The organism is Curtobacterium sp. SGAir0471, assembly GCF_005490985.1.
In the GTDB taxonomy this organism is placed as follows: domain Bacteria; phylum Actinomycetota; class Actinomycetes; order Actinomycetales; family Microbacteriaceae; genus Curtobacterium.
Window position 1 is genome coordinate 3,111,425 of sequence record NZ_CP027869.1, and the last position, 23,820, is coordinate 3,135,244.

25 protein-coding genes and 1 tRNA gene are annotated in these 23,820 nt (G+C 72.4%); 11 read left to right on the top strand and 15 right to left on the bottom strand.

Annotated elements, in window-relative coordinates:
- Positions 1-73: 73 nt before the first annotated feature.
- The 4 genes from C1N91_RS14435 to C1N91_RS14450 all read right to left on the bottom strand — a co-directional run bounded on the left by C1N91_RS14435 (position 74) and on the right by C1N91_RS14450 (position 2,529).
- On the bottom strand, positions 74-664 hold the full coding sequence (locus C1N91_RS14435) for a LytR C-terminal domain-containing protein (protein WP_137768282.1): 591 nt from the start codon (positions 662-664) through the stop codon (positions 74-76).
- Complete coding sequence (locus tag C1N91_RS14440; RefSeq protein WP_224441782.1) at positions 661-954, bottom strand: DUF3263 domain-containing protein; 294 nt, start codon at positions 952-954, stop codon at positions 661-663. Before C1N91_RS14440 ends, C1N91_RS14435 begins: the two co-directional genes overlap by 4 nt.
- Before the next feature lie 97 nt (positions 955-1,051).
- A complete protein-coding gene (locus tag C1N91_RS14445; RefSeq protein ID WP_137768283.1) occupies positions 1,052-2,065 on the bottom strand; it encodes a DUF2332 family protein in 1,014 nt (337 codons plus the stop codon).
- A complete protein-coding gene (locus C1N91_RS14450) occupies positions 2,062-2,529 on the bottom strand; it encodes a GNAT family N-acetyltransferase (RefSeq protein ID WP_137768284.1) in 468 nt (155 codons plus the stop codon). The genes C1N91_RS14445 and C1N91_RS14450 overlap by 4 nt, the downstream gene beginning before the upstream one ends.
- A 65-nt stretch (positions 2,530-2,594) precedes the next feature.
- On the opposite strand from C1N91_RS14450, the gene msrB reads away from it, so the two are divergent.
- The 3 genes from msrB to C1N91_RS14465 all read left to right on the top strand — a co-directional run bounded on the left by msrB (position 2,595) and on the right by C1N91_RS14465 (position 4,684).
- Positions 2,595-3,002: a peptide-methionine (R)-S-oxide reductase MsrB gene (gene msrB / locus C1N91_RS14455; protein WP_058750676.1), complete on the top strand. Its 408-nt coding sequence runs from the start codon at positions 2,595-2,597 to the stop codon at positions 3,000-3,002.
- 36 nt (positions 3,003-3,038) lie between these two features.
- A tRNA-Thr gene (locus C1N91_RS14460) sits at positions 3,039-3,111 on the top strand.
- A 28-nt stretch (positions 3,112-3,139) separates the two neighbouring features.
- Positions 3,140-4,684: a DUF2142 domain-containing protein gene (locus C1N91_RS14465; RefSeq protein WP_137768285.1), complete on the top strand. Its 1,545-nt coding sequence runs from the start codon at positions 3,140-3,142 to the stop codon at positions 4,682-4,684.
- Between the two features lie 221 nt (positions 4,685-4,905).
- Here the strand turns inward: C1N91_RS14465 and C1N91_RS14470 are convergent, their stop codons facing one another.
- Together C1N91_RS14470 and C1N91_RS14475 are read right to left on the bottom strand one after the other, a co-directional pair.
- Positions 4,906-5,937 carry an aldo/keto reductase gene (locus C1N91_RS14470; protein WP_137768286.1) on the bottom strand — a complete coding sequence of 344 codons (1,032 nt, stop codon included), beginning with the start codon at positions 5,935-5,937 and terminating at the stop codon, positions 4,906-4,908.
- A 53-nt stretch (positions 5,938-5,990) separates the two neighbouring features.
- Positions 5,991-6,776, bottom strand: a complete 786-nt coding sequence (locus C1N91_RS14475; RefSeq protein WP_137768287.1) for an alpha/beta fold hydrolase — start codon at positions 6,774-6,776, stop codon at positions 5,991-5,993.
- 34 nt (positions 6,777-6,810) lie between these two features.
- Here C1N91_RS14475 and C1N91_RS14480 point away from each other — a divergent pair, with 34 nt between their 5' ends.
- Positions 6,811-7,581 (top strand): NAD(P)H-hydrate epimerase, encoded by a 771-nt coding sequence (locus C1N91_RS14480; RefSeq protein WP_137768288.1) that lies wholly within the window; start codon positions 6,811-6,813, stop codon positions 7,579-7,581.
- Between the two features lie 24 nt (positions 7,582-7,605).
- On the opposite strand, the gene C1N91_RS14485 is transcribed toward C1N91_RS14480, so the two are convergent.
- On the bottom strand, positions 7,606-8,547 hold the full coding sequence (locus C1N91_RS14485) for a 2-deoxy-5-keto-D-gluconate 6-phosphate aldolase domain-containing protein (protein WP_137768289.1): 942 nt from the start codon (positions 8,545-8,547) through the stop codon (positions 7,606-7,608).
- 78 nt (positions 8,548-8,625) lie between these two features.
- Between C1N91_RS14485 and ypfJ the strand changes: the two genes are divergently transcribed.
- Complete coding sequence (gene ypfJ / locus C1N91_RS14490; RefSeq protein ID WP_137768290.1) at positions 8,626-9,519, top strand: KPN_02809 family neutral zinc metallopeptidase; 894 nt, start codon at positions 8,626-8,628, stop codon at positions 9,517-9,519.
- A 159-nt stretch (positions 9,520-9,678) separates the two neighbouring features.
- Here the strand turns inward: ypfJ and C1N91_RS14495 are convergent, their stop codons facing one another.
- On the bottom strand, positions 9,679-10,593 hold the full coding sequence (locus tag C1N91_RS14495; RefSeq protein WP_175416046.1) for a DsbA family protein: 915 nt from the start codon (positions 10,591-10,593) through the stop codon (positions 9,679-9,681).
- A 254-nt stretch (positions 10,594-10,847) separates the two neighbouring features.
- Between C1N91_RS14495 and C1N91_RS14500 the strand changes: the two genes are divergently transcribed.
- A complete protein-coding gene (locus tag C1N91_RS14500) occupies positions 10,848-11,948 on the top strand; it encodes an ABC transporter ATP-binding protein (protein ID WP_137768292.1) in 1,101 nt (366 codons plus the stop codon).
- A 103-nt stretch (positions 11,949-12,051) separates the two neighbouring features.
- On the top strand, positions 12,052-13,365 hold the full coding sequence (locus C1N91_RS14505) for a DUF4032 domain-containing protein (RefSeq protein WP_137768293.1): 1,314 nt from the start codon (positions 12,052-12,054) through the stop codon (positions 13,363-13,365).
- A 284-nt stretch (positions 13,366-13,649) separates the two neighbouring features.
- On the opposite strand, the gene rlmB is transcribed toward C1N91_RS14505, so the two are convergent.
- The 4 genes from rlmB to C1N91_RS14525 all read right to left on the bottom strand — a co-directional run bounded on the left by rlmB (position 13,650) and on the right by C1N91_RS14525 (position 17,891).
- Positions 13,650-14,660, bottom strand: coding sequence for a 23S rRNA (guanosine(2251)-2'-O)-methyltransferase RlmB (rlmB, locus tag C1N91_RS14510; RefSeq protein ID WP_137768294.1), 1,011 nt, complete (start codon positions 14,658-14,660; stop codon positions 13,650-13,652).
- Between the two features lie 28 nt (positions 14,661-14,688).
- On the bottom strand, positions 14,689-16,098 hold the full coding sequence (gene cysS / locus C1N91_RS14515; protein ID WP_137768295.1) for a cysteine--tRNA ligase: 1,410 nt from the start codon (positions 16,096-16,098) through the stop codon (positions 14,689-14,691).
- An 89-nt stretch (positions 16,099-16,187) separates the two neighbouring features.
- On the bottom strand, positions 16,188-17,357 hold the full coding sequence (ispD, locus tag C1N91_RS14520; protein ID WP_137768296.1) for a 2-C-methyl-D-erythritol 4-phosphate cytidylyltransferase: 1,170 nt from the start codon (positions 17,355-17,357) through the stop codon (positions 16,188-16,190).
- Between the two features lie 51 nt (positions 17,358-17,408).
- Entirely contained in the window at positions 17,409-17,891 is a 483-nt protein-coding gene (locus C1N91_RS14525) for a CarD family transcriptional regulator (protein ID WP_137768297.1), read from the bottom strand.
- A gap of 139 nt (positions 17,892-18,030) precedes the next feature.
- On the opposite strand from C1N91_RS14525, the gene C1N91_RS14530 reads away from it, so the two are divergent.
- On the top strand, positions 18,031-18,702 hold the full coding sequence (locus C1N91_RS14530; RefSeq protein WP_175416047.1) for a hypothetical protein: 672 nt from the start codon (positions 18,031-18,033) through the stop codon (positions 18,700-18,702).
- A 126-nt stretch (positions 18,703-18,828) separates the two neighbouring features.
- On the opposite strand, the gene C1N91_RS14535 is transcribed toward C1N91_RS14530, so the two are convergent.
- Together C1N91_RS14535 and C1N91_RS14540 are read right to left on the bottom strand one after the other, a co-directional pair.
- Entirely contained in the window at positions 18,829-19,509 is a 681-nt protein-coding gene (locus C1N91_RS14535) for a response regulator transcription factor (RefSeq protein WP_137768299.1), read from the bottom strand.
- On the bottom strand, positions 19,506-20,672 hold the full coding sequence (locus C1N91_RS14540; RefSeq protein ID WP_137768300.1) for a sensor histidine kinase: 1,167 nt from the start codon (positions 20,670-20,672) through the stop codon (positions 19,506-19,508). Before C1N91_RS14540 ends, C1N91_RS14535 begins: the two co-directional genes overlap by 4 nt.
- A gap of 158 nt (positions 20,673-20,830) precedes the next feature.
- Between C1N91_RS14540 and phoU the strand changes: the two genes are divergently transcribed.
- Both phoU and C1N91_RS14550 read left to right on the top strand, forming a co-directional pair.
- Positions 20,831-21,502 carry a phosphate signaling complex protein PhoU gene (phoU, locus tag C1N91_RS14545; RefSeq protein ID WP_058729302.1) on the top strand — a complete coding sequence of 224 codons (672 nt, stop codon included), beginning with the start codon at positions 20,831-20,833 and terminating at the stop codon, positions 21,500-21,502.
- 22 nt (positions 21,503-21,524) lie between these two features.
- Complete coding sequence (locus tag C1N91_RS14550; protein WP_137768301.1) at positions 21,525-22,073, top strand: AAA family ATPase; 549 nt, start codon at positions 21,525-21,527, stop codon at positions 22,071-22,073.
- Between the two features lie 122 nt (positions 22,074-22,195).
- On the opposite strand, the gene C1N91_RS14555 is transcribed toward C1N91_RS14550, so the two are convergent.
- Entirely contained in the window at positions 22,196-22,942 is a 747-nt protein-coding gene (locus C1N91_RS14555; RefSeq protein WP_058729300.1) for a phosphoglyceromutase, read from the bottom strand.
- A gap of 45 nt (positions 22,943-22,987) precedes the next feature.
- On the opposite strand from C1N91_RS14555, the gene C1N91_RS14560 reads away from it, so the two are divergent.
- The gene (locus tag C1N91_RS14560) at positions 22,988-23,761 is read left to right on the top strand and encodes a class I SAM-dependent methyltransferase (RefSeq protein WP_175416048.1); all 774 of its coding nucleotides are present in this window, start codon (positions 22,988-22,990) and stop codon (positions 23,759-23,761) included.
- The last annotated feature ends 59 nt before the right edge of the window (positions 23,762-23,820 follow it).

Consider the following 23,820-nt stretch of genomic DNA (forward strand, 5'->3'; position numbering starts at 1 on the left):
ATTCCGTCAAGAATCAACGTGCCCGAAACACCCCTGTCACAAACCGCGCGCCGATGCCCCGTGGGACCGTGCGTCAGCCGCCGTAGTCGGCGCCCAGCACGACGCTGACGTCCGCGTTCGGGAAGGCCGACGACTGCTCCACCGTCGCGATGCCGAGGGCCTTCGCCACCCCCTGCGCCACGGCCTGCTGCTCGGGCTGCTGGTAGTACACGACCGAGGTCGTCGTCCCCGTCGTGCCGGCGTCCCCCGTCGACGTGACCTTCCACCCGGCGGCGGTCAGCGCGCGGCTGCCACGGGCGGCCAGTCCGGTCGTCGTCGTGCCGTTGAGCACGACCACGCTCGTCGTGCCCTGCGCCGACGGCTCCGCCGCGCTCGGCTCCTCGGACGCGGGTGCCGACGGGGTCTCGGACGGCGTCTCCGAGGGCGCGGCGGACGCCGAGGAGCTCGTCGAGGGGCTCGGCGTCGAGGTCGACCCCGGGAACGAGTAGCTGCCGTTCAGCAGCGCGAGCACGAGCACACCGACGAGCACGAGCACGCCGGTGGCCAGGGCGCCCCACGCGAACGCGATCCACCCGCGCCCACGACGACGGGCACCGCGGTGCGCTCCCACCCGGGGGCCGTCGGAGACGTCGTCGAACCGGTCTCGCGGGAATCTCTCGGTCATCGTTCCTCTTCACGGGGATCGGGCGCGGGGGCGACGAACGTGCGCGCCGCTCGCGCTCGGGTGCGGGCGTGCCGCAGCCGCTGCAGTCGTCCGACCAGCTGCGGGTCGAACGCGCGTGCGGCGGGCAGGTCGATCACGCGGTCGAGCACCTGGTAGTAGCGCGCCGGCGACATGTCGAACGCGACCCGGATCTCCGCTTCCTTGGTGCGGTCGTGTCGCGCCCGGTCGTGCTCGAACGCGAGCACGCGCTTGTCGAGCTCGCTGAGCTCGTCGGTGGGGAGGGCGGTCACGGCACTTCCGGTCACGGTTCGGTCACGGGTCTCGCACATCGTAGGGGTGCCCGGCGGTCCGACCCTGGCACGCGGCTGGACTGTCGCGAGACCCGGTTCAGGCTCCCGGTCGACGGAACCACCGGACGCGCACGCCGAACGGGTCGCAGACCGCCAGCGCGACCCCGTCGAGCGAGACCGTCGCGAACGCGTCCGGGTCCGTCGCGTCGACGTCGTCCGGCAGCGTCGCGGCCACACCGCGCAGGATCCCGGTGCGCTCGAGGGCGACCCAGTGCACGCCGTGCTCCGCCAGCCGGTCGACAACGCGCTGGCGGTCCGGCCCCGGCACGTAGACGAGCGTCCCGGTGGTGAGCACCACGGGTCGGACGCCGTCCGGCAGCGCGTCCAGGGCAGGGTCGAGGTCGCCGGGCAGCACGCCGCAGATCCGGACGGGAGGCACGGCGAGCGTCGCACGCGCCGCCTCGCGCATCAGGGCGGTGCGGTCCGTCGCCTCGGGCGGCACGGCCTCCACCAGGCGATCGAACGCCCCCGGCTCGGCGAGGTCGATCGGGTTCGGGTCGAGGGCGACCCGTGCACCGATCCGGATCGGGGTGGTCGTCGGCTCGGGGACCGTCCCGCTGGCCTCGACCGTCAGGTGCACGGACGGCTCAGCGACGGCGGTGTGCACCCGGACGAGGCCGTCCCGGGTGCGGTGGTCGAGCGTCACCCGGTCGGGGATCGAGCAGAGCCCCGCGGCGGCACCGGCGTCGACGAGCCCGAGCGGCCGTGGGTCACCGGCCGCCGCCGCGGCGGCGGCGAGCGCCTGCAGGACCGGGACGACGGGACCGAGCCGCCGCGGGTCGTTCGCCTGCACCGTGGCGGAGGCGAGGGCCGTCGTCAGGGCGGGGCGGGCCTCCCGGCCGAGCGCACGCAGTGCCCCGGGGTCCGACGGGTCCGCGCCGAGCAGCCGCGCGACCGCGAAGAACAGCTCGGGCTGCCGCTGCTGCTGCGGTACCGCGTCGAGGAGCGCGACCAGGTCGTCGTCGACCGAGCGCGCCCACGCGGCGTACGAGGGCGAGACCGTGGCGATCCGCTCCGCGTAGGCGGCGTAGCGCTCCCGTGTGCCGCTCACGGGCGGTGCATGCCGACGTGACGGATACCGGCCTCGTCGTAGGGTGCGCCGAACCGGACGAAGCCGTGGCGTTCGTAGAGCCCCGCGACGTACTCCTGGGCGTGCAGGACGAACGGCTCGTGCCCGTGCGCGTCGAGCACGGCGGCGACCAGGCGGCCGGCGATCCCCTGCCCGCGGTGGTCCGGGTGGGTGGCGACCCGTCCGATGACCCAGGCCGGCGCGGCGGACCCGGCGGGGTGGGCCTCGTCCGGAGCGGGGCGGACCAGGCGCAGGTACCCGACCGGATCGCCGTCCGCTCCGAACCACCAGTGCTCGGTGTCGGGCTCGCGGTCACGGCCGTCGAGGTCCTCGGCGGTGACCCGCTGCTCGAGCGCGAAGACGCGGTTCCGCAGCCGCACGATGCCGTACAGTTCGTCCGTCGTCAGGCGGGTCCAGCGGGCATGGCGGACGGAATGCTCGGACATCGTCGCGAGTTTACTGAAGGGGTCGGGCATCACCATCGAGCCCCGACCGGAAGCAGGAGGAAGCAATGGCGTACAACGTCGACAAGTCGGACGCCCAGTGGCGCGAGGAGCTCTCCCCGGACCAGTACGCCGTGCTCCGGCAGGCCGGGACCGAGCGTCCGTGGACCGGTGAGCTGCTCGACGAGGAGCGCGCTGGCATCTACACGTGTGCGGCGTGCGGCGCGGAGCTGTTCAAGAGCGGCACGAAGTTCGACTCGGGCTGCGGCTGGCCGTCGTTCTACGAGTCGGTGCGCCCCGAGGCGGTCCAGCTCATCGAGGACAAGTCGCTCGGCATGGTCCGCACCGAGGTCCGCTGCGCGAACTGCGGCTCGCACCTCGGGCACGTGTTCCCCGACGGCTTCGGCACCCCGACGGGTGACCGCTACTGCATGAACTCGCTGTCGCTGAACTTCTCGGCCGAGCCGACCGAGTGATCCCCCGACGCGTCCGCCGCTAGGATGGGCGCGTCAGCCGGCATGGCGCAATTGGTAGCGCACCGTACTTGTAATACGGGGGTTGCGGGTTCGAGTCCCGCTGCCGGCCCTCCCCGAGCGGTCTGTACTGTTGCCGGGTGAACCGGACCCGTCTCCTGCTCGTTGCCCTGGTCGCCTGGATCGGTGTCTTCCTCCTCACGGCCGCGTGGGTGCTCGCGACGCCGATCGGGAACGGCCCGGACGAGTCCAACCACTTCGCCAAGGCCGCGGCGACCGTGCGCGGTCAGTGGACCGGCGTCCCCACCGGCGCGCAGGGCATCACGACCGTCCACGTGCCGAGGGCCGTGACGGACCCGCAGGGCGCGGTCCCGTGCGCCGCGCGGGACGCCGCGAAGCCGGCCACCTGCATGCCGCCGTTCTCGACCGCGGCCGGCGAGGTCGAGGTGAAGACCGGCGTCGGCGACTACTTCCCGGGCTACTACCTGCTCGTGGGGTGGCCGACCCTGCTGCTCGACGGGGCGCACGGTTACCTCGCGGTCCGGCTCGTGTCGGCCCTCGTGACCTCGGCGCTCGCGGCCGTCGTGGTGCTGGTCGGCGCGGCCCTCCGGTACCGTCACGCCCTGCCCGCGTGGGCGGCGGTCGCGGTGACGCCGATGACGATCTACGTCGGTGCGCTCGTCAATCCGAGCTCGGTCGAGATCGCCGGGTGTGCCGCCCTCGCCGCGGTGACCTGGCTCGTCCTGCACGACGGCGAGGGCCGGCGGCTCCGGTGGTGGCTCACGCTCCTGGTGGTCTGCGGGGTCGTCGCGGGGTCGATGCGCACCGCGTCGCCGCTCATGGTCGTGGTCGTGGTCCTCGGGGTCCTGCTCACCGACGTGCCGCGTGCGGTGCAGCTCCTCCGCCGCCGGTCGGTGCTCGCGGCCCTCGGCGCCGCGGTCGTCCTCCTCGTGCCGGCGGTGCTCTGGTCGGCGTTCGTCGCGGGTCCGGCCGGGTACATCCCGTCGTCCCCGGAGCGCTACGGCTTCGTCGAGGGCACGCTGCGGACGCTGGCCCTCACCCCGAAGTGGGGCGAGCAGATGGTCGGCGTGTTCGGCTGGTTCGACACGACGCTGCCCGCCTGGGTCGTCACGGCATGGGCGATGGGCATCGGGCTCGTGTTCCTCGCCGGCCTCGCGGTGCGACGGCGTGCGCTGCCCGGCACCGTGTTCCTGATCGCCGCCACCGTGCTGGTGCCCGCGGTGCTGCAGGGGATCGGCGCCGCCGAGTACGGGATCATCTGGCAGGGGCGCTACGGCCTGCCCCTGCTCGTCGCGACGCTCCTGGTGGTCGGGCTCGCCGCGGACCGCGACGTGTTCCGCGCGCGGGCCCTGCGGCCGCTCGTGGTCGTCGTCCCGGTGCTCGCCGCCGTGGGCCAGGTCGTCGCCTTCGCGGTGGTGCTCCGCCGGTACGCGGTCGGGGTCTCGGCACCGTTCGCCTCGGTCTTCGGCGCGGAGGCCTGGCACCCGTACGGCGGCACGGTCCTGGCGTTCGTGCTGCTGCTCGTCGGGCTGGCGCTGGCCGGTGCGGCCCTCGCCGTCACCACACCGGCGTCCCCCGGGTCGGTGGCGCTCGGGTCGGTTGCGCTGCGGTCGGTTGCGCTGCGGTCGTCGCTCCCGCGGCGCAGGCCGGGTCGCGCCGACTGACGACGAAGGGCCCGGACGACGGTGCGTCCAGGCCCCTCGGCGCGCGGAACGCGGATCAGGAGGCGTTCCGGGCGCTCGACGCGGTAACCAGCCGGTCGTCCCTCGATGGTGTCACCCCGGCCGGTGACGTGTCCACGCTTCCGGTCCGATCGGCGCGAACCCGCACGGATGTGCAGGATCCGGCCCCGTCGTCTGCGCTCGCGCTGAGTGGCAGCTGACGATCAGCGTCCGCCCGTGATCCGGCGCTCGCGCTGTGCGACACCGGCGGTGCCGTACGGGTAGTCGTCGATCCGCGGTGCGCTCGCGTCGGTCAGGGTCTGCAGCTCGTCGTCGGTGAGCACGAGGTCGGCCGCGCCGAGGTTGTCCTCGAGCTGCGACACCGTCCGTGCGCCGAGGATGACGCTCGTCACCGCGGGGCGGGCGAGCAGCCAGGCGAGGGCGACCTGCGACCGCGAGGCACCGTGCGCATCGGCGACGTCGGACACCGCGTCGAGCACCGTCCACGTGCGCTCGTCGGCGTTCCGGGCCTCCCATGCCTCCATGCCGCGCTGCGGGTCCTCGCCGAGACGGGTCGCTCCCGTCGGCGCCTCGTCGCGCTGGTACTTCCCGGACAGCCAGCCGCCGGCCAGGGGCGACCACGGCAGCAGGCCGATGCCGGCGTCGAGGCAGGCCGGGACGACCTCGTGCTCGATGTCGCGGACGAGCAGGTTGTACTGCGGCTGCAGCGTCACCGGCGGCGCCCAGCCGTGGGCCTTCGCCTCGTACACGGCCTTGGTGACCTGGTATCCGAGGTAGTTCGAGAAGCCGTAGGTGCCGATCTTGCCGGCGGAGACGGCGTCGTCGAGGAAGCGCAGGGTCTCCTCGATCGGGGTCAGCGCGTCCCACGCGTGCATCTGGTACAGGTCGATGTGGTCGACGCCGAGCCGTTCGAGCGAGGCGTCGAGCGCCACGCGCAGGTGACGGCGGGACAGGCCGAGGTCGTTCGGACCGTCGCCCTGGGGGAACCGGCCCTTCGTCGCGATGACGACCTGCTGCGCCTCGGTCGGGTGGGTGGCGAGCCACCGGCCGATGATGCGCTCGGACTCGTTGCCGGAGTACACGTCCGCGGTGTCGACGAGCGTGCCGCCCGCTGCGACGAACGTGTCGAGGATCTGGTGGGAGGTGGGTTCGTCGGCCTCGCTGCCGAACGTCATGGTGCCGAGGGTCAGCGTCGACACCGATGTCCCGCTGTTGCCGAGGAGTCTGTAGTCCATGGCCGGGACGCTACGCCCGGTGCACCGGATCCGAGGGGACCCGCGAGTACCCCTCAGCGTCCTTGGGACAGGAACGCGATCGCCGCCTCCCGGAAGTCACGCGACGTCGGGGCGTTGAAGTGGTTCCTCCGCGGGATCTCGAAGAACGACGCGTCCGGCGCCGCCTCGGCCAACCGCACGGCGCTGTCCCGGATCCCGTCCTCGCTGCCCGCCGCCATCAGGATCGGCTGCGTCGGCGCGTTCTCGGGCGTCGGCTCGACGCTGTTCCGCATGCCCTCGACCATCGCGACGAGCGCCCGCAGGTCGTTCCCCTCGACGTTCGCCGCCATCTGCAGGTAGCCGTTCGTCACCCGGTCCTCGACGGGGGTGCCGTCGGCGATGTACGCCTTCGCCTGGTCGACCGCGACCCGGCGCATCGGGTCCGCGTCCGGGATCCCGCCGAGCACCGCCCGCGAGATCCGGTCCGGGATCCGCTCGGCTGTGTGCCAGCCGACCCGCGCGCCGAGCGAGTAGCCGAGGAAGGCGACGTCGGCGAGCAGGTAGGTGTCGATGACCGTGGTGACGTCGGCGACGAGCAGGTCCATCGAGTACGCGGACGGGTCGTGCGGCTTCGAGGACGCGCCGTGCCCCCGCTGGTCGAGCGCGACGACCCGGTACCCGGCGCGCACGAGGTCGCGGGTCCACCCGGAGGCGTGCCAGTTGAGGACCGCGCCCGATGCGAACCCGTGCACGGCGACGACCACGGGGGCGTCCGGGTCACCGAAGTCGTACGTCGCGAGCTTCAGGCCGTCCGGGGACATCACGGCACGGGGACGGGGCGCTTCGGGGACGAGTGACATGGCGCCACCAGGCTACCGGGGCAGGGTGGTCCCCATGGACGGCTACGGCGGCGATCAGGTCCGGGCGGCGGAGCGGCCGCACCTCGAGGCGGGGGAACCCCTCATGCAGCGCGCGGCGGACGGGCTGGCCCGCATCGTCGGCGAGCTGCTCGACGACCCCGCGGTCCGCCCCCAGGACGGTCCGGGGTCGGTCCTGCTGCTCGTGGGGAGCGGCGACAACGGCGGTGACGCCCTGTTCGCGGGGGCGCGCCTGGCTGCGGACGGGAGGCACGTGGCGGTGCTGCGCGTCGGCTCGCGCGTCCACGAGGCGGGCCTGGCAGCGGCGCTGGACGCCGGGGCGCGCCTCCTGGACGGCCCGGCGGACCCCCGAGCGGCCGGCAGCGGCGCAGGTGCGGCCGACATCCTGCGGGCGGCCGCGACCCCCGACACCGACCGCCTGGCGGCGGTCGCTGCCGAGGCCGCCGCCGAGGCGGACCTCGTGCTCGACGGCATCCTCGGCATCGGGGTGGGCGGCGGGACCCCGCTCCGCTCCCCCGCGCGGCAGGTCGTCGACGCGATCCGGGAGCTCGCGCGCGACCAGCGCGCCCCGTTCGTCGTCGCCGTCGACGTACCGAGCGGCATCGACGTCGACACCGGCGCCGTGGCCGACGACCACGTCCTGCACGCCGACGTCACGGTCACGTTCGGCGGGGTGAAGGCGGGGCTGCTGACCGGTCCGGGCGCGACGCTCGCGGGCCGCATCGAGCTCGTCGACGTCGGCATCGGTGCGGACCTCGCGGCGACGGAGCCGCTGGTCCGCACCTGACGCCGACCGGTCGCGGGGCCGGGCTCAGGCCGCGCCGGCGTCCACCCCGTCGACCACGTCGGGACGCGCCTCGAGCCAGGTGTCGACGAAGTGCCGGTAGTTCGCGGCGATCACCTGCTCGGCGGCCTCGTGGTCCAGGCCCCGCTGCACGACGTCGTCGAGCGCGTCCTCCCAGTTGCTCCGACCGATGGCGAAGCCGACGAAGCCGTCGACGGGCGCCGCGGTGCGCAGCCAGTGGTCGAGCTGGTCCTGCGGGGCGTCGCGGCCGAGCACGATGCACTGCACGTGGTCGCGACCGCCGGCCCGGACGGCGGCGACGACGCGCTCGGCGTCCTCGGTGCGGTCGAGGCCCTCGAGCTTCCACACGTCCGGCTCGACGCCGTGCTCCTGCAGGTACCCGATCGTCTCGACCACCAGCCCGGGCCGGACGTCGCGGTCGTAGTCGTCGGCCTGCTCCTGCTGCTCGTCGGTGGCCGGCACGAGGAGCTCGACCAGGAACGCGCGGTCGGCGTCGTGCAGGACCCGCGAGACCTCGGCGAGCCGCTCGGCCTGGGCCTGCCGGTCGCTGGCGTCGAACGCGGGGTTGTCGCGGACCAGCACCTTCACGAAGTCCGGGTCGAAGGAGTCGACGTGCGCGAGCCAGTCGTCGCCGTACTCGAGCTCGAACCAGTCACGGCCCGACTGCTCGATCGGCATCGCGAGCTGCAGCCCGGCCTCGCGGACGAGCCGGGCGACGTCGGCGCCGTACCGCTCGTCGACGAGGACGCCGGTCCGCGCACGGGAGGCCCCTGCGGCGAGCGCCGTGAGGACGCCACGGTAGACGAGCTGCTTGCCGGCGCGGACGCGCTCGGCGTCGGCCTCGTCAGCGGGCTCGCCGGACTCGTCGCCGTAGGTGTGCTCCAGGAGCGAGGACCGCTGGTCCATCGCGAGGAGGAAGAGTGGGTGCTGTTCATCGAGGTCGGCCATGCCGCCATGCTGCTCGCACCCCCTCCGGCCACGCTCAGTGGGCGCGGTACAGCGCGGGCTCCGGGTACGGTCGGCGGCATGACGTTCAACGAGGACTCGCAGCTGCGCGGCGGGAAGGTGAAGCGTCGCGGGCGGACGGCGGCGATCGGCGGCGGCGGGGTCGGTGTCGCGGCGATCGTGGTGTTCCTCATCGCGCAGTTCACGGGCGTCGACCTCAGCGGCTTCGTCGGCGACGGCAGTGGCACCACGCAGATCCAGCAGCAGGACGAGACGGTGCAGCCGGCAGCGGAGTGCCGCACCGGCCGTGACGCGAACCAGCGGGTGGAGTGCCGGATGGAGGGCGCCGCGGAGTCGCTCGACGCGTACTGGTCCGGCGAGGCCGACACCCTCGGCATCGCGTACACGACGCCGGGCTTCTGGCTCTTCGACGGGTCGACGGACACCGGGTGCGGCCAGGCCTCGGCGGCGACCGGCCCGTTCTACTGCCCGCCGGACCGCTCGATCTACCTCGACACCGCGTTCTACGACGACCTGCGGTCCCGGTACGGCTCGTCCGGCGGGCCGCTCGCGCAGATGTACGTCGTCGCGCACGAGTGGGGGCACCACGTCCAGCAGCTCCAGGGCACCTTCGCCGACACCGACCGCTCGGGCACGGGCGCGTCGTCGGGCAGCGTCCGTGTCGAGCTGCAGGCCGACTGCTACGCCGGCACCTGGGTCGGCTCGGCCGCCACGACCCGTGACCCATCCGGCGAGACCTTCTTCGAACCGGTCACCCGGGCGCAGATCGCCGACGCGCTGTCCGCCGCGAGCGCCGTCGGTGACGACAGCATCCAGGAGCGGGCGACGGGTCAGGTGGACCCCGACTCGTTCACGCACGGGTCGAGTGCGCAGCGGCAGGCGTGGTTCACGCGGGGCTACGAGCGCGGTGCGACCGCGTGCGACACCTTCAGCATCCCCGGTTCACAGCTCTAGACGACGGCAGCGAGCGCTCACCCGTGGCGCGGCGGCGGCGATGCGCCTCGTGACCGGTCCGCGAGAGCGACAGAGCGCCGCCGGATGGACAGCGAACCCTGTCGCTTCCGCGGAGTCCTCCGGTCGGTCCGCCTGCCCGCACGCGGACGCAGCCGGACGTCAGCCGGCGGATGCGCTCGCGGAGGGGGTCGGCGTGGCCGTCGGCGACGGCGTCGCCTCCGTCGCACCCGCCGCCGACACCACGAAGGTCCGGAAGTCGTCGTTGGTGATCGGCGCGGTCAGCTCGTACTGCTTGCCGTTCACGAGCACCAGGGGCGGCCCGGGGAACTCGCTGAGCGACGACCCGGGGATGTCCCCACCGGTCACGTCGGCCGTGCGCTCGTCGACCCACTTGGCGTAGGTCTGGTCACGGATGCAGTCGCGGATCGCCGCGGTGTCCTGCACCCCGTCGACCCCGGTGACGATGCGCTCGAGCTGCGCGTCGGTGAGCCCGGAGGTGCCCTGGTCGGGTTGGCGTGCGAAGAGCGCCTGGTTCACGGCGTAGAACTGGTCGGGCGACCGGTCCGCGACGCAGGCGGCGGCGTTCGCGGCGCGCAGCGAGTACTTCGTGCCCTGCGAGCGGTTCGTCAGCACGGCGACGGGATGGATGTCCACCGTCGCAGCACCGGACTCGGCCAGACCCGCGATGTAGTCCCCGTTCGCCTTCTCGAACTGGGCGCAGGTGTCGCAGAGGTAGTCGACGTACATGGTGATGCGCACCGGGTCGGAGGCGCCGGTCGCGCTCGGCGACGGGGCTGCGGCGGCGTCGACGGCCTTCAGGTCCTGCCCGATGGTGATGCCGCCCTGGGACATCGTCGACGGGCCCGGACCCGCGGGCTTCACCGAGTCGACGAGCACCAGGGTGACGACCGCCACCGCTGCGAGCAGCACGACCCCGAGGCCGATCTGCAGCCCGAGACGGGTCCCGCGCTGCCGGCGCTTCTGCTGCGCCCGTGCTCGCTGGGCCCGTTGCCGTGCGGCCTCTCGTCGTTCGTTGCGCGCGGCGCGTGCGTCACCCTCGGGGCGGTTGGTCATGCGTCGATGGTCCTCACGTTGATCCTGACGTCCGCACGGCCTCGCCTTCCCCCGTACGCCGGACGGACCCGCCGATCGTAGTGGTCCTTCCTGGGACCAGCCAACCAGGTCGGACCGGACACTGGCGCTGGCGGGGGAAGTCGTGTTGTATGAGCAGCGATGGTCGACGGCGACCATCCGGGGCCCCAACGGGCAACCGCTTCACTACGGATCGTCCGGCACGTACCTGCCGGTGAAGGAAGGATCGAACGCTCATGGCGTCCGTCACCTACGACAAGGCAACCCGTCTCTACCCCGGAGGCACCCGCCCCGCGGTCGACTCCCTCGACCTGGACATCGCCGACGGCGAGTTCCTCGTCCTCGTCGGCCCCTCGGGATGCGGCAAGTCCACGTCGCTGCGCATGCTCGCCGGCCTCGAAGAGGTCAACTCCGGAGCGATCCGCATCGGCGAGCGCGACGTCACCGACGTCCCGCCGAAGGACCGCGACATCGCGATGGTGTTCCAGAACTACGCGCTGTACCCGCACATGACCGTCGCCGAGAACATGGGCTTCGCGCTCAAGATCGCCGGCGTCGGCAAGGAGGAGCGCGCCACCCGCGTGCAGGAGGCAGCGAAGCTCCTCGACCTCGAGCAGTACCTCGGTCGCAAGCCGAAGGCCCTCTCCGGTGGTCAGCGTCAGCGCGTCGCGATGGGCCGCGCGATCGTCCGTCAGCCGCAGGTGTTCCTCATGGACGAGCCGCTGTCGAACCTCGACGCCAAGCTCCGCGTCCAGACCCGCACCCAGATCGCCTCGCTGCAGCGTCGTCTGGGCGTCACCACGGTCTACGTCACGCACGACCAGACCGAGGCGCTCACCATGGGCGACCGCATCGCGGTGCTCAAGGACGGCATCCTGCAGCAGGTCGGCACCCCGCGCGACCTGTACGAGAAGCCGAACAACGTCTTCGTCGCCGGCTTCATCGGCTCGCCGGCGATGAACCTGCTGCCCGCCGACGTCATCGAGGGCGGCATCAAGTTCGGCTCGCTGAACCACCCGCTCGACCGCGACACCGTGTCGAACGCCCGCTCCGGTTCGATCACGGTCGGCATCCGCCCCGAGGACGTCATCGTCTCGACCTCGGGCGAGGGCCTGCCGGTCACGGTCGACGTGGTCGAGGAGCTCGGCGCCGACGGCTACCTGTACGGTCACGCCGACGTGAACGGCCAGCGCGCCGACATCGTCGCCCGCGTCGACGGCCGCTCGCACCCGTCGATCGGTGACACGATCGTCATCGCCCCGAAGCAGGGCCACGTGCACGCCTTCGACACCGAGTCGGGCGAGCGCCTGGACGACAAGGCAGTCGTCAGCGCGTAACGCTGGAAGAGCCGGACAGGAGGCGCGGTGCCAGCTGGCACCGCGCCTCCCGTCCGTCAGACCGCCGGACCGACCCCGGTCACCGCACCAACAGGAGCCACCCGTGCCCGACTCCATGTCCATCACCGCCGCCACCGTCGACCCCGGCCTGCTCGACCTGCCGTGGGACCTGCCGCTCGAGGACTGGCCTGACGACGTCATCGTCGCCCTGCCGAAGGGCATCTCACGGCACCTCGTCCGGTTCGTGCACCTGAGCGGGTACGTCGCGGCCGTCAAGGAGACCGGCGAAGAGGTCGCGCGCGCCGAGTACGAGATGCTCCGCACGCTGCAGCGGATGGACGTGCCCTGCGTCGACCCGGTCGCGGTGATCACGAACCGCGTCGACGAGCACGGCGAGCCCCTGCACCCGGTGCTCGTCACCAGGCACCTGCGGTTCTCGCTGCCGTACCGGGCGCTGTACTCGCAGACCCTGCGGCCGGAGACCGCGACGCGTCTCGTCGACGCCCTCGCCCTGCTGCTCGTCCGGCTGCACGTCATCGGCTTCTACTGGGGTGACGTCTCGCTGTCGAACACCCTGTTCCGCCGCGACGCCGGAGCCTTCGCCGCGTACCTGGTCGACGCCGAGACCGGCAAGCTCTACCCGGGCGGGCTGTCGAACGGCCAGCGCGAGAACGACCTCGAGGTGGCGCGGGTGAACATCGCCGGGGAGCTCCTCGACCTCGAGGCCGGCGGCCGCCTCGACGAGAACGCCGACCCCGTCGACGTGTCGAACCGGATCGTCGCGCAGTACCGGACGCTCTGGAAGGAACTGACCGGCACCGAGCAGTTCGACGTCAAGGAACGCTGGCGCATCAATGATCGCGTCGAACGGCTCAACGCACTCGGGTTCGACATCGAGGAGCTCTCGATCCACACGACCGAGGGCGGTTCGCAGGTCCGGATCCAGCCGAAGGTCGTGGACGCCGGACACCACCAGCGTCGACTGCTGCGCCTGACCGGGCTCGACGCTGGCGAGAACCAGGCGCGACGGCTGCTCAACGACCTCGACGCCTACCGGGCGCGGAACGGTCGCGACCAGCTCGACGAGGAGATGGTGGCGCACGAGTGGGTCTCGCGCGTCTTCGAGCCCGTCGTGCGGTCGATCCCCCGGGACCTGCGCGGTCGGCTCGAGCCCGCCGAGGTGTTCCATGAGCTGCTCGAGCACCGCTGGTACATGTCGCAGGAAGAGGAGCGCTCGGTCTCCCTGCCCGAGGCCACGACCGCGTACATCAACGACGTGCTGCGGCACCGCCGGGACGAACGGCTGCTCATCAACCCGCCGACCTCGTCGATGACGCTGCCGATCCCCGTGGTCGACGACGACGCCGCCGCCGACTCCGACGAGGACGACGTCGAGGACTGGCGCGCCACGGTCTGACCCGGCCCGCGGTCCCCACCCGCTCGCGCTCGCGCGAGCGGGCCTCTTCTGTCACGCTCGGGCGCTCCGCCCGACGGATCGCGCCCGCCCGGCGACGCACGCGCGGCATGTCGTGCCCGCTCGCCGACGCGCGGGACGGCTCGACGGGCAGGAGACCGACGGCCTGGAGGCCCGGTGCCGGCCCGACGGACCGGCACCGGGCCTCCAGGTCGGTACGCCGAGGGGCGCGGGCCGGTCCACGTGGACCAGCTCGCGCCCCTCGGTCGCGATCGTGGGGTCGGCCGCTACTCGGCGCGACGGCGCCGGGCGACCTCCCACAGCGTGACGCTCGCGGCGATGCCGGCGTTGAGCGACTCGGTGGCGCTCGAGATCGGGATCGAGACGATCGCGTCGCAGGTCTCGGTGACCAGGCGCGACAGCCCCTTGCCCTCGGAGCCGACGACGATCACGATCGGCCGGTCGGCGAGCTCGAGGGCGTCGAGCTCGACGTCCCCGTCGCCGTCGAGTCCGAGCACGAAGAGCCCCATCGACTTCAGCGACTTGAGGGTCTGCGTGAGGTTCGGTGCCATCGCGACGGGCGTCCGGGCAGCGGCACCGGCACTCGTCTTCCACGCCGACGCGGTCACGCCGACCGAGCGACGCTGCGGCACGATGACGCCGTGACCGCCGAAGGCCGCGGTCGACCGGATGATCGCACCGAGGTTCCGCGGGTCGGTGATGCCGTCGAGCGCCACCATGAGCGGGACCTGGTCACGGGAGAACGCGCGCTCGGCGATGTCCTCGGCGACGGCGTACTCGTAGGCCGGGACCTTGAGCGCGACACCCTGGTGCACGCTGTCGTGCCCGGTGATGCGGTCGAGTTCCGGCCGCATGATCTCCATGATCGGGACGCCGCGGTGGTTCGCGAGCGCCAGGATCTCCTTGACGCGGTCGTCCACCTCGATGCGCGCCGCGACGTACAGCGTGGTCGACGGGGTCTTCGTGCGCAGTGCCTCGAGCACGGAGTTGCGCCCCGTCACGAGTTCGGAGTCGTCGCTCTTGCGCTGCGGCGGGCGACCGGTGCGCTGCTGCGGCGCGCTCGAGGCGCCGTGGCGACCCCGGGCTGCGTCCAGCCGCTCCTTCGCCGCCTTGCGCTTACCGGCGGGGTGGTACGGGCGGTCCTCGGCCTTCGGCGTCGGCTTCCGGCCCTCGAGCGCCTGCGCACCCTGGCCGCCGGAGCCGACCTGCTTGTTGCCCTTGCGGCCGGAGCGGACGGCGCCGGGCCGACCCTTCTTGCTCCCCGAGACGTTCTTCATTGCTCTCTCCTGTCCGGCACGGCCGTTGTCAGGCGATGCTCCAGCGTGTTCCTGCTGCGGTGTCCTCGATGGTGATCCCCGCGGCTGCGAGGTCGTCGCGCACCCGGTCCGCCGTGGCGAAGTCGCGTGTGGCACGGGCGTCCGCGCGCTCCTGCACGAGGCGGTCGACGAGCGCGGCGAGCGGTGCGGCCGAGACGTCCTGCGCACCGCCGGACCAGTGGGCCGCTCGCGGGTCGATGCCGAGGACCTCGACCATCGCGGCCACCTGATGGTACGCGGTCCCGAGCGCATCCGCATCGTCGGCGTCCAGGGCGGCGTTCCCGGCACGAACGGTCTCGTGCAGCACGGCCAGGGCCTGCGGCACCGAGAGGTCGTCGTCCATCGCGGCCGCGAAGGCGTCGGGGACGCTCGGGGCGTCGCGGCGGACGACCCCCTCGAGCCGGGCTCCCGCCCGGGCCAGGAAGCCCTCGATGCGGTCGTACGCCGCCTCGGCCTCGGTCAGGGACCCCTCGTGGTGGTCGATCGACGACCGGTAGTGCGCGGCGCCGAGGAAGTACCGGACCACGGCGGGACGGGCGGCCCCGAGGAACTCCGCGGCGAAGATCGAGTTGCCGAGGGACTTCGACATCTTCTGCCCCTCGACCGTGACGAGCCCGTTGTGCAGCCAGTGGCTCGCGAAGGCGTCACCCGCGGCGGTGGACTGGGCCAGCTCGTTCTCGTGGTGCGGGAAGCGCAGGTCGAGGCCGCCGCCGTGGATGTCGAACGCCGGACCCAGGTACCGCCGCGACATCGCCGAGCACTCGATGTGCCAGCCGGGGCGCCCCGGACCCCACGGGGAGTCCCAGGTGGCCGTCGTCGGCTCCCCCGGCTTGGCGCCCTTCCAGAGCGCGAAGTCCCGCGGGTCGCGCTTGCCGCGCGGGTCGGCGTCGGTCGCCTCGACCATGTCCTCGCGACGCTGGCGCGTCAGGGCGCCGTACGCCTCCCAGCTGCCGGTGTCGAAGTACACGTCGCCCGTGCCGTCCGCCGCGGCGTAGGCGTGCCCGCGCGCGATCAGCCGCTCGATGATCTCGTGCATCTGCGGGACGCTCGCGGTCGCCCGGGGTTCGTACGTCGGCGGCAGGATGCCGAGGGCGTCGTAGGCCGCGGTGAACTCCCGCTCGACGCGGTACGCCCGGGCGAACCACGGCTCGTCGGTGCCCGCGGCGAGGTCGAGCACCTTGTCGTCGATGTCCGTGACGTTCCGCACGAGGGTCACCCGGTACCCGCGGTACGTCAGCCACCGGCGCCAGACGTCGTACACGAGTGCCGAGCGCAGGTGTCCGATGTGCGGGGACGACTGCACGGTCGGCCCGCAGACGTACATGCTCACCTGTCCGTCGACCAGCGGGACGAGGTCGACGACGGCTGCGGCGCGGGAGTCGTACAGGCGAACGGTCACGCCACAAGCCTAGGACGTCGGGCGGTGCGACCACCGGAGCCGTGCGGCACAGCGCGGCAGGCCCCGTGCTCCGAGACGGGCCCCTGCGCTCAGACGGGGCGGACGACCGCGGTCGCGATCGCCGCGAGCCCCTCGCCGCGCCCGGTCAAGCCGAGGCCGTCCGTCGTCGTGCCGGAGACCGCGACCGGAGCACCGACCACCGCAGCGAGGGCGGCCTGCATCTCGTCACGACGGGCACCGATGCGGGGGCGGTTGCCGATCACCTGCACCGTGACCGACGTCGGCACCAGCCCGGTGGCCCGCAGCAGTTCGACGGCGCCGCGGACGAACACGTGGCCGGACGCGCCGGCGTACTGCGGGTCGGATGTGCCGAACCGGCCGCCGATGTCCCCGAGCCCACCCGCCGACAGCAGGGCGTCGCAGACCGCGTGCGCCACCGCGTCGCCGTCGCTGTGCCCGGACAGCCCCGCCTCGCCGGGGAAGTCGAGCAGTCCGACGCGGCAGGGGGACCCCGCGTCGAAGGCGTGCACGTCGACCCCGAGTCCCACCCGGATGGCGGGCACCGAGACTGCGGCACCAGCACGGGAGGCGACGAGCGCCTCGGCCCGTGCCAGGTCCCACCGCGTGGTGATCTTGAACGCGTCGGCGTCGCCCGGCACCGTCCGCACGGTCCCGCCCGCGGCTCGGTAGACCCCGGCGTCGTCGGTCTCGGACCGCTCGGCGGCCGCGTAGGCGTCCCGGAGCCGGGCGAGCGGGAAGACCTGCGGCGTCTGCACCCCGACGAGCGCCGACCGGTCCACCGTCTCGACCACGACGTCTCCGTCCACACGCTTGACGGTGTCCGTGACGGGCAGGGCGGGCACGACGCCGTCACCGGTCTCCCGCGCACGGGTGAACACCGCGTCGAACTGGGTGGCCGGGGTCAGGCAGCGTGCCGCGTCGTGGACGCCGACCCACTCGATGTCGGCCGGCAGGGCGTCGAGGCCCGCCTGCACCGACGCGTGCCGGTCAGCACCACCCGTGACGACGGCGGTGAGGTCGACCGCGGGTCCGGCGACGGCCGCGACCAGGGCACGGCACTCGTCGAGCCGGGCCGCGGGCGCGACGACCACGACGACGGTCGGCTCGGCCAGCGTGAGTACGGTGCGGACCGCACGCGCGAGCATCGGCTCGCCGCCGACGGGCACGAACGCCTTCGCGTCACCGATGCCGAGCCGCGTGCCCGAACCCGCCGCGACGACGACGACCGCCCTGCTCACCCGGTCGGGGAGCAGGACGGTCGTCGTCGTGTGGTCCAGTTGCGGTTCGCGCTAGGAGGCGAGGACCTCGTCGAGGACGGTCGATGCCTTGTCCTCGTCGGTCTTCTCGGCCAGGGCGAGCTCGGAGATCAGGATCTGCCGGGCCTTGGCCAGCATCCGCTTCTCGCCCGCGGAGAGCCCGCGGTCCTGGTCGCGGCGCCAGAGGTCGCGGACGACCTCGGACACCTTGATGACGTCACCCGACGCCAGCTTCTCCAGGTTCGCCTTGTACCGGCGCGACCAGTTGGTGGGCTCCTCGGTGAAGGGTGCCCGCAGGACCTCGAAGACCCTGTCGAGGCCTTCCTTGCCGATGACGTCGCGGACGCCGACCAGGTCGACGTTGTCCGCCGGCACCTCGATCGTCAGGTCACCCTGCGTAACACGCAGCTTCAGGTAGACCTTTTCCTCGCCCTTGATGACGCGCGTCTTGACTTCAGAGATGGTTGCCGCCCCGTGGTGGGGGTAGACGACGGTCTCGCCGACCTCGAATTGCATGTATCAGGCTCCGTTCCCAGGACCCCCAGTTTACCACAAGGGCGTTTCGGGTAAGGGGTCTGGGCGGCCCGCACCCCCGACGATCGGTAGGATGGGCGCGGACCGTCTGGTCCACATCGTGATCTTCCGGAGGAATCTCTTGCGAGCTCGGGTACTCGTGTCCGTCGCCGTTGCGGCATCCATCGCGCTCGGCGCCACCGGCTGCGAGTTCATGTCGCCCGCGCACACCACGGAGATCAAGCAGATCACCGACGGCGTGAACGTCAGCACCGGCTCGATCGACATCCGGAACGCGCTGTTCATCTCCGACCAGGAGGACGACGCCCGCTTCGTCGGCACGATCGTCAACACCGGGTCGGACGAGATCACGCTCTCGATCGAGGTCGGCGGCGACACCCAGACCGTCGTCGTCCCCGGCAACGGCCGCGCGGACCTCGGCTCGAACGACCCGAGCGCCTCCCGCAACTCCGGTGGGGACTCGGCCGACGGCAACACCGGCCAGGGTTCGGAGGTCGCCGACCCGAAGGCCGTCCTGTTCGACGCCTCCGACGTCGTTCCCGGCTCGCTCGTCAAGACGTACTTCTCGTACTCCGGCGCCGAGGGCGTCTCGGCCAGCGTCCCGGTGCTGACCAGCGCGCTCGAGGAGTACCAGACGCTCGCCCCGTCGACCTCGCCGTCGGCCACCCCGTCGATGCGCTCGACCTCGCCGTCGGAGAGCGGCTCCGAGCCGACCGGCGACGCGACCGCACCGGGCACGCAGTCCGGCGACTCGCAGACCGACTCGTCCGAGGGCGACAGCGGCAGCAACTGATCCTCGCGCGCCGGACCGGCGCGGCGAGCGGACGCAACGCACTGGAGGCCCGGTGCCGGTTCCCGGAACCGGCACCGGGCCTCCAGTGCGTCGCCGGTCAGCAGTCGCCGGCGCTGGACGGCGGGATCAGCCCTCGATCCGGTACCCCAGGCCGCGCACCGTCACCAGGATCTCCGGGGTGCTCGGCACGCGCTCGATCTTCGAGCGGATGCGCTTGATGTGCACGTCGAGGGTCTTCGTGTCGCCGAAGTAGTCGGAGCCCCACACCCGGTCGATGAGCTGCCCGCGGGTGAGCACGCGGCCGGCGTTCCGGAGCAGCAGCTCGAGCAGCTCGAACTCCTTGAGCGGCATCGGCGTCTCGGACCCGTCGACCGAGACCGTGTGCCGCTCGACGTCCATCCGGATGCCGCCGACCTGCAGGATGCCGCTGTCACCGAGGTCGTCCTCGGTCCGCCGACGCAGCACGGCCCGCAGGCGCGCCAGCAGCTCGCGCGTGGAGTACGGCTTCGTCACGTAGTCGTCGGCACCGAGCTCGAGCCCGACGACGATGTCCACCTCGGAGTCCTTCGCGGTGAGCATGATGATCGGCACGTTCGACCGCGTGCGGACCTGCCGGCAGACCTCGGTGCCGCTCAGCCCGGGCAGCATGAGGTCGAGCAGGATCAGGTCGGGGTTCTCGGCGTCGAACTTCGACAGCGCGGTCACGCCGTCCGCGGCGACGGAGGTCTCGTACCCCTCGCGCTGCAGGAGGAACTCCAGGGGCTCGCTCAGGGCCGGCTCGTCGTCGACGATGAGGATCTTGGTCACGATGGCTGCTCTTCCAGTTGCTCTTCGAGTGCGGTGGTGAGTTCGGGATCCGCCTCGGGCAGGCGGATCGTGAAGGTCGAGCCCTTGCCGGGCTGCGACCAGACGCGGACGTCGCCGCCGTGGTTGCCGACGACGTGCTTGACGATGGCGAGACCGAGGCCGGTGCCGCCGGTCGCCCGGGACCGCGCGGGGTCGACGCGGTAGAAGCGCTCGAACACACGGTCGAGGTCGGCCTCCGGGATGCCGACGCCCTGGTCGGTGACGGCGATCTCGACGAACCCCTTGGTGGACCGCACGCCGACGCCGACGCGGGTGTGGTCCGGGGAGTACTTGACGGCGTTCGCGATGAGGTTCGACACCGCGACCTGCAGCAGCCCGGGGTCGCCCATGACCCGCAGCTTCGACCGCTTCGCCCGGACGATCTCGATCTCGCGGGCGCGGGCGACGACCTCGTTCGCGTCGACGGCGGCCTGCACGATCTTGTCGACGGAGGTCTCCTCGCTGCTCTCGAGCGTGTCGACGGACTGCAGTCGGGAGAGCTCGATGATGTCCTTCGTCAGGGCCCCGAGGCGCTCCGACTCGGTGATGAGCTGCCCGGCGAACTTCTTCACGTGGTCCGGGTCGTCGGCGGCGACCACCAGCGTCTCGGCGAGGAGGCCGATCGCCCCGATGGGGGTCTTCAGCTCGTGCGAGATGTTCGCCACGAAGTCGCGTCGGACCTCGTCGATGCGGCGGCTCTCGGTCAGGTCGTCCGCGGTGACGAGCACGTAGCGGTTGCCGAGCTGGGCCGCCCGGAAGCTCAGGTAGCCGACCAGTTCCCCGCTGCGGCCGCGCGGGAGCTCCAGGTCCTCCGATGCCATCTCCCCGCTCCTGCGCACCCGGTCCACCAGGTCGACGAGCTCGGCGTGCACGAGCTTCCGGCGCACGACGAGCCCCACCGTCAGTGCCTGCGGTGACGCGGCGACGACCGTGTTCGACGGGTCGACGACCACGGCCGGGTTGTGCATCGTGGCGATGACCGCGGCGACACCGTCGGGCAGCGTCCGTTCCGCGACGTCGGCTGCCCGGGCCGTGCGCTCCGCCGTGATGACCAGCACCACGACCCCTGCGCCGAAGACCCCGCCGAGGAGCATCGACAGTGGCACGAGCCACGCGTTGTCCATGCCGCCAGTGTAGGGATCGTCACGCGGGGTTCCGACGCCGTTCACCCCGCTCCGGCGCAGTTCCGCCCTCGGATCGAGAGGTGTTCAGCCGCAGGTCACCGTTCGTTCACCTGGGCTGACGACACTCGTCCGGTACGCATCAGAGAGGCACATCCCCCATGCGCGAAGTCTTCCAGCAGGAGCTCCAGGACGTCCAGGAGCGTCTGACCGAGATCGCCGGGCTCGTCGAGTCCGCCATCACCCGTGCGACGCAGGCGTTCAGCGAGTCCGACGTCGCCCTCGCCGAGGAGGTGATCGCGGACGACGCCAAGATCGACCAGGCCGCGAACAGCCTCGACGAGATCGCCATCGACATCCTCGCCCGGCAGGCCCCCGTCGCCCGTGACCTCCGCGTCGTCGTGACCGCGCTGCGCGTCAGCTCGTCGCTCGAGCGGATGGGCGACATGGCCGAGCACATCGCCCAGCTCGCCCGCCAGCGCTTCCCCGAGAAGGTCGTGCCGAAGGGCCTGCGCGGCACCTTCAAGCAGATGGGCGCGCACGACGTGCAGATGGCGCAGAAGCTCACGCGCCTGCTCGCCACCGAGGACATCGCCCTGGCCGCGGAGATCCGCGACGAGGACGACGCCGTCGACGAGCTGCACGCGAGCGTCTTCGACTTCGTGCTCGGCGAGACGTGGAAGGGCAACCCGATCGACACGGTCGACGCGACCCTCGCCTCGCGGTACCACGAGCGCTTCGCGGACCACGCGGTCTCGATCGCCAAGAAGGTCGAGTACCTGGCGACGGGCGACTGGACCGGCGCCGCGTCGGTGACGGCCTCCCCCGCCTGACGGGTTCTGCCAGGATCGTGGCATGGCTCAGGTCGCGATCGTCGTCAACGGGATGCCCGGCTCGGGCAAGAGCACGGTGGGCGCCGCCCTGGCCGAGGTGCTCGGCTGCCCCTTCCTGTCGAAGGACCGCATCAAGGAGCCGTTGGCCGACGTGGTCGGACCGATGATCGGCTCGCGCGCGCTCGGCGGCATCGCGATGGACACGATGTGGTCGATGGCGCGGGCCGTCGAGAACGGGGTCGTCCTCGACGCCGTCTGGCTGCCGTCCCGGGATCGCGACCGTCTGGAGGCCGGACTCGCCTCCGCCGGGTCACCGCGCGCCGTCGAGGTGTTCTGCCAGGTCGACCGGGCCACCGCCGCGGACCGGCTGCGCGACCGGTACGAGCCCGGCACGCTGCCCGTCCGGCACGAGGTGCACGGGGACCTGGCGGACGTCCTGGCGTTCTGGGACGAGCACGGCGACGAGGCTGCGCCGATCGGGATGCCCGGGGTGCCGGTCGTGCGGGTCGACACCGGTCGGCCGTACGACGTCGGGGCGCTCGTGCAGCAGATCGCGGACCACTTCGTCTGAGCCGCCGGACGTCCGCCGGGTCGCCGATGATCCCGCGGTCGGCGCACCGACAGCACCGCGAGAGCGACAGTCTGCCGCGGATGTCCGACGGCGGACTGTCGCTCTCGCGGATCAGTCTGGTGCTACTTCTTGGCGCCCTGGGCGGCCACGGCGGCGGCACCGGCAGCGGCGGCCTCGGGGTCCAGGTAGTACGAGGGCTTCGTCGGGCGGAAGTCGTCGTCGAGCTCGTACACGAGCGGGATGCCCGTCGGGATGTTGAGGCCCGCGATGTCGTCGTCGGAGATGCCGTCGAGGTGCTTCACGAGCGCGCGGAGCGAGTTGCCGTGCGCCGTGACGAGGACGGTCTTCCCCTCGCCGAGGTCCTTCGTGATGTCCGACTCCCAGTAGGGCAGCAGACGGTCGATCACGAGCTTGAGGGACTCGGTGCGGGGCAGCTGGTCGCCGAGGTCGGCGTAGCGGCGGTCCCCGGCCTGCGACCACTCGGCGTCGTCGGCGATGGGGGGCGGCGGGACGTCGAACGAACGACGCCACTCCATGAACTGCTGCTCGCCGTACTGCTCGAGCGTCTGGGCCTTGTCCTTGCCCTGCAGGTCGCCGTAGTGGCGCTCGTTGAGGCGCCAGTCGCGCTTCACCGGCAGCCAGGCCAGGTCGGCCTCGAGCAGGGCGATGTCCGCGGTCTGGATCGCGCGGGTCAGGAGCGAGGTGTAGAGGACGTCCGGCACGATGCCCGACTCGGCGATGAGCTCGCCGGCGCGCTTCGCCTCCTTCTCGCCCAGCTCGCTGAGCCGGACGTCGACCCAACCGGTGAACAGGTTCTTCTGGTTCCAGTCACTGTTGCCGTGACGGAGCAGGACGAGCGTGGAGGTCATGCGTCCGAGTCTACCGAGCGGGTGTGCCTCGGTACCCTGGGGTCCATGCCCATCGGGAACGTCACGCGCGGGACCACCGGGTACAACCGGCTGCGCCGTGTCGACCGGTGGATCGCCGCGCTCCCGGCCCTGCGCCGGACGGACGACCCGCTCGTGGCCGACGTCGGGTACGGCGCCCGGCCGACGACGACGCTCGAGCTCCGGGACCGGTTGGCCCGCGTCCGGCCCGACGTCCAGGTCACCGGCGTCGAGATCGAGCCGTCGCGGGTGGCGCTGGCGAACGCCGGCACCCGCGACGGCGTGACGTTCCGGCTCGGCGGCTTCGAGACGCCGACGCCCGGTGGTCGCCGGCCGGCCGTGATCCGGGCGTTCAACGTGCTCCGGCAGTACGACGAGTCCGCCGTCGTCGACTCGTGGCGGATCATGCAGGACCGCCTGCAGCCAGGGGGCGCGCTGGTGGAGGGCACCTGCAACGAGGTCGGCCGGGTGGCGTCGTGGGTCACGCTCGATGACCGGGCGCCGCGCACCTTCACGGTGTCGCTGCGGGTCGCGGGCCTCGAGCTGCCGAGCATCGTCGCCGAGCGGCTGCCGAAGGCGCTGATCCACCGGAACGTCCCCGGGGAACGGGTGCACGCGTTCCTGCTCGACCTCGACCGCTCCTGGGCCGTCGCCGCCCCGCTCGGCACGTACGGCCCCCGCCAGCGGTGGATCGCCACGGTGCACGGCATGCGCGACCGGGGCTGGCCGGTGCTCCACGGGGTGACCCGCTGGCGCCTCGGCGAGCTCAGCGTCCCCTGGTCGGCGGTCGCCCCCGCCTGACCGCTCCGGTGGGAACCAGGTTCCGCCAGCAGCACCACGGAACGGACGCACGGAGCACG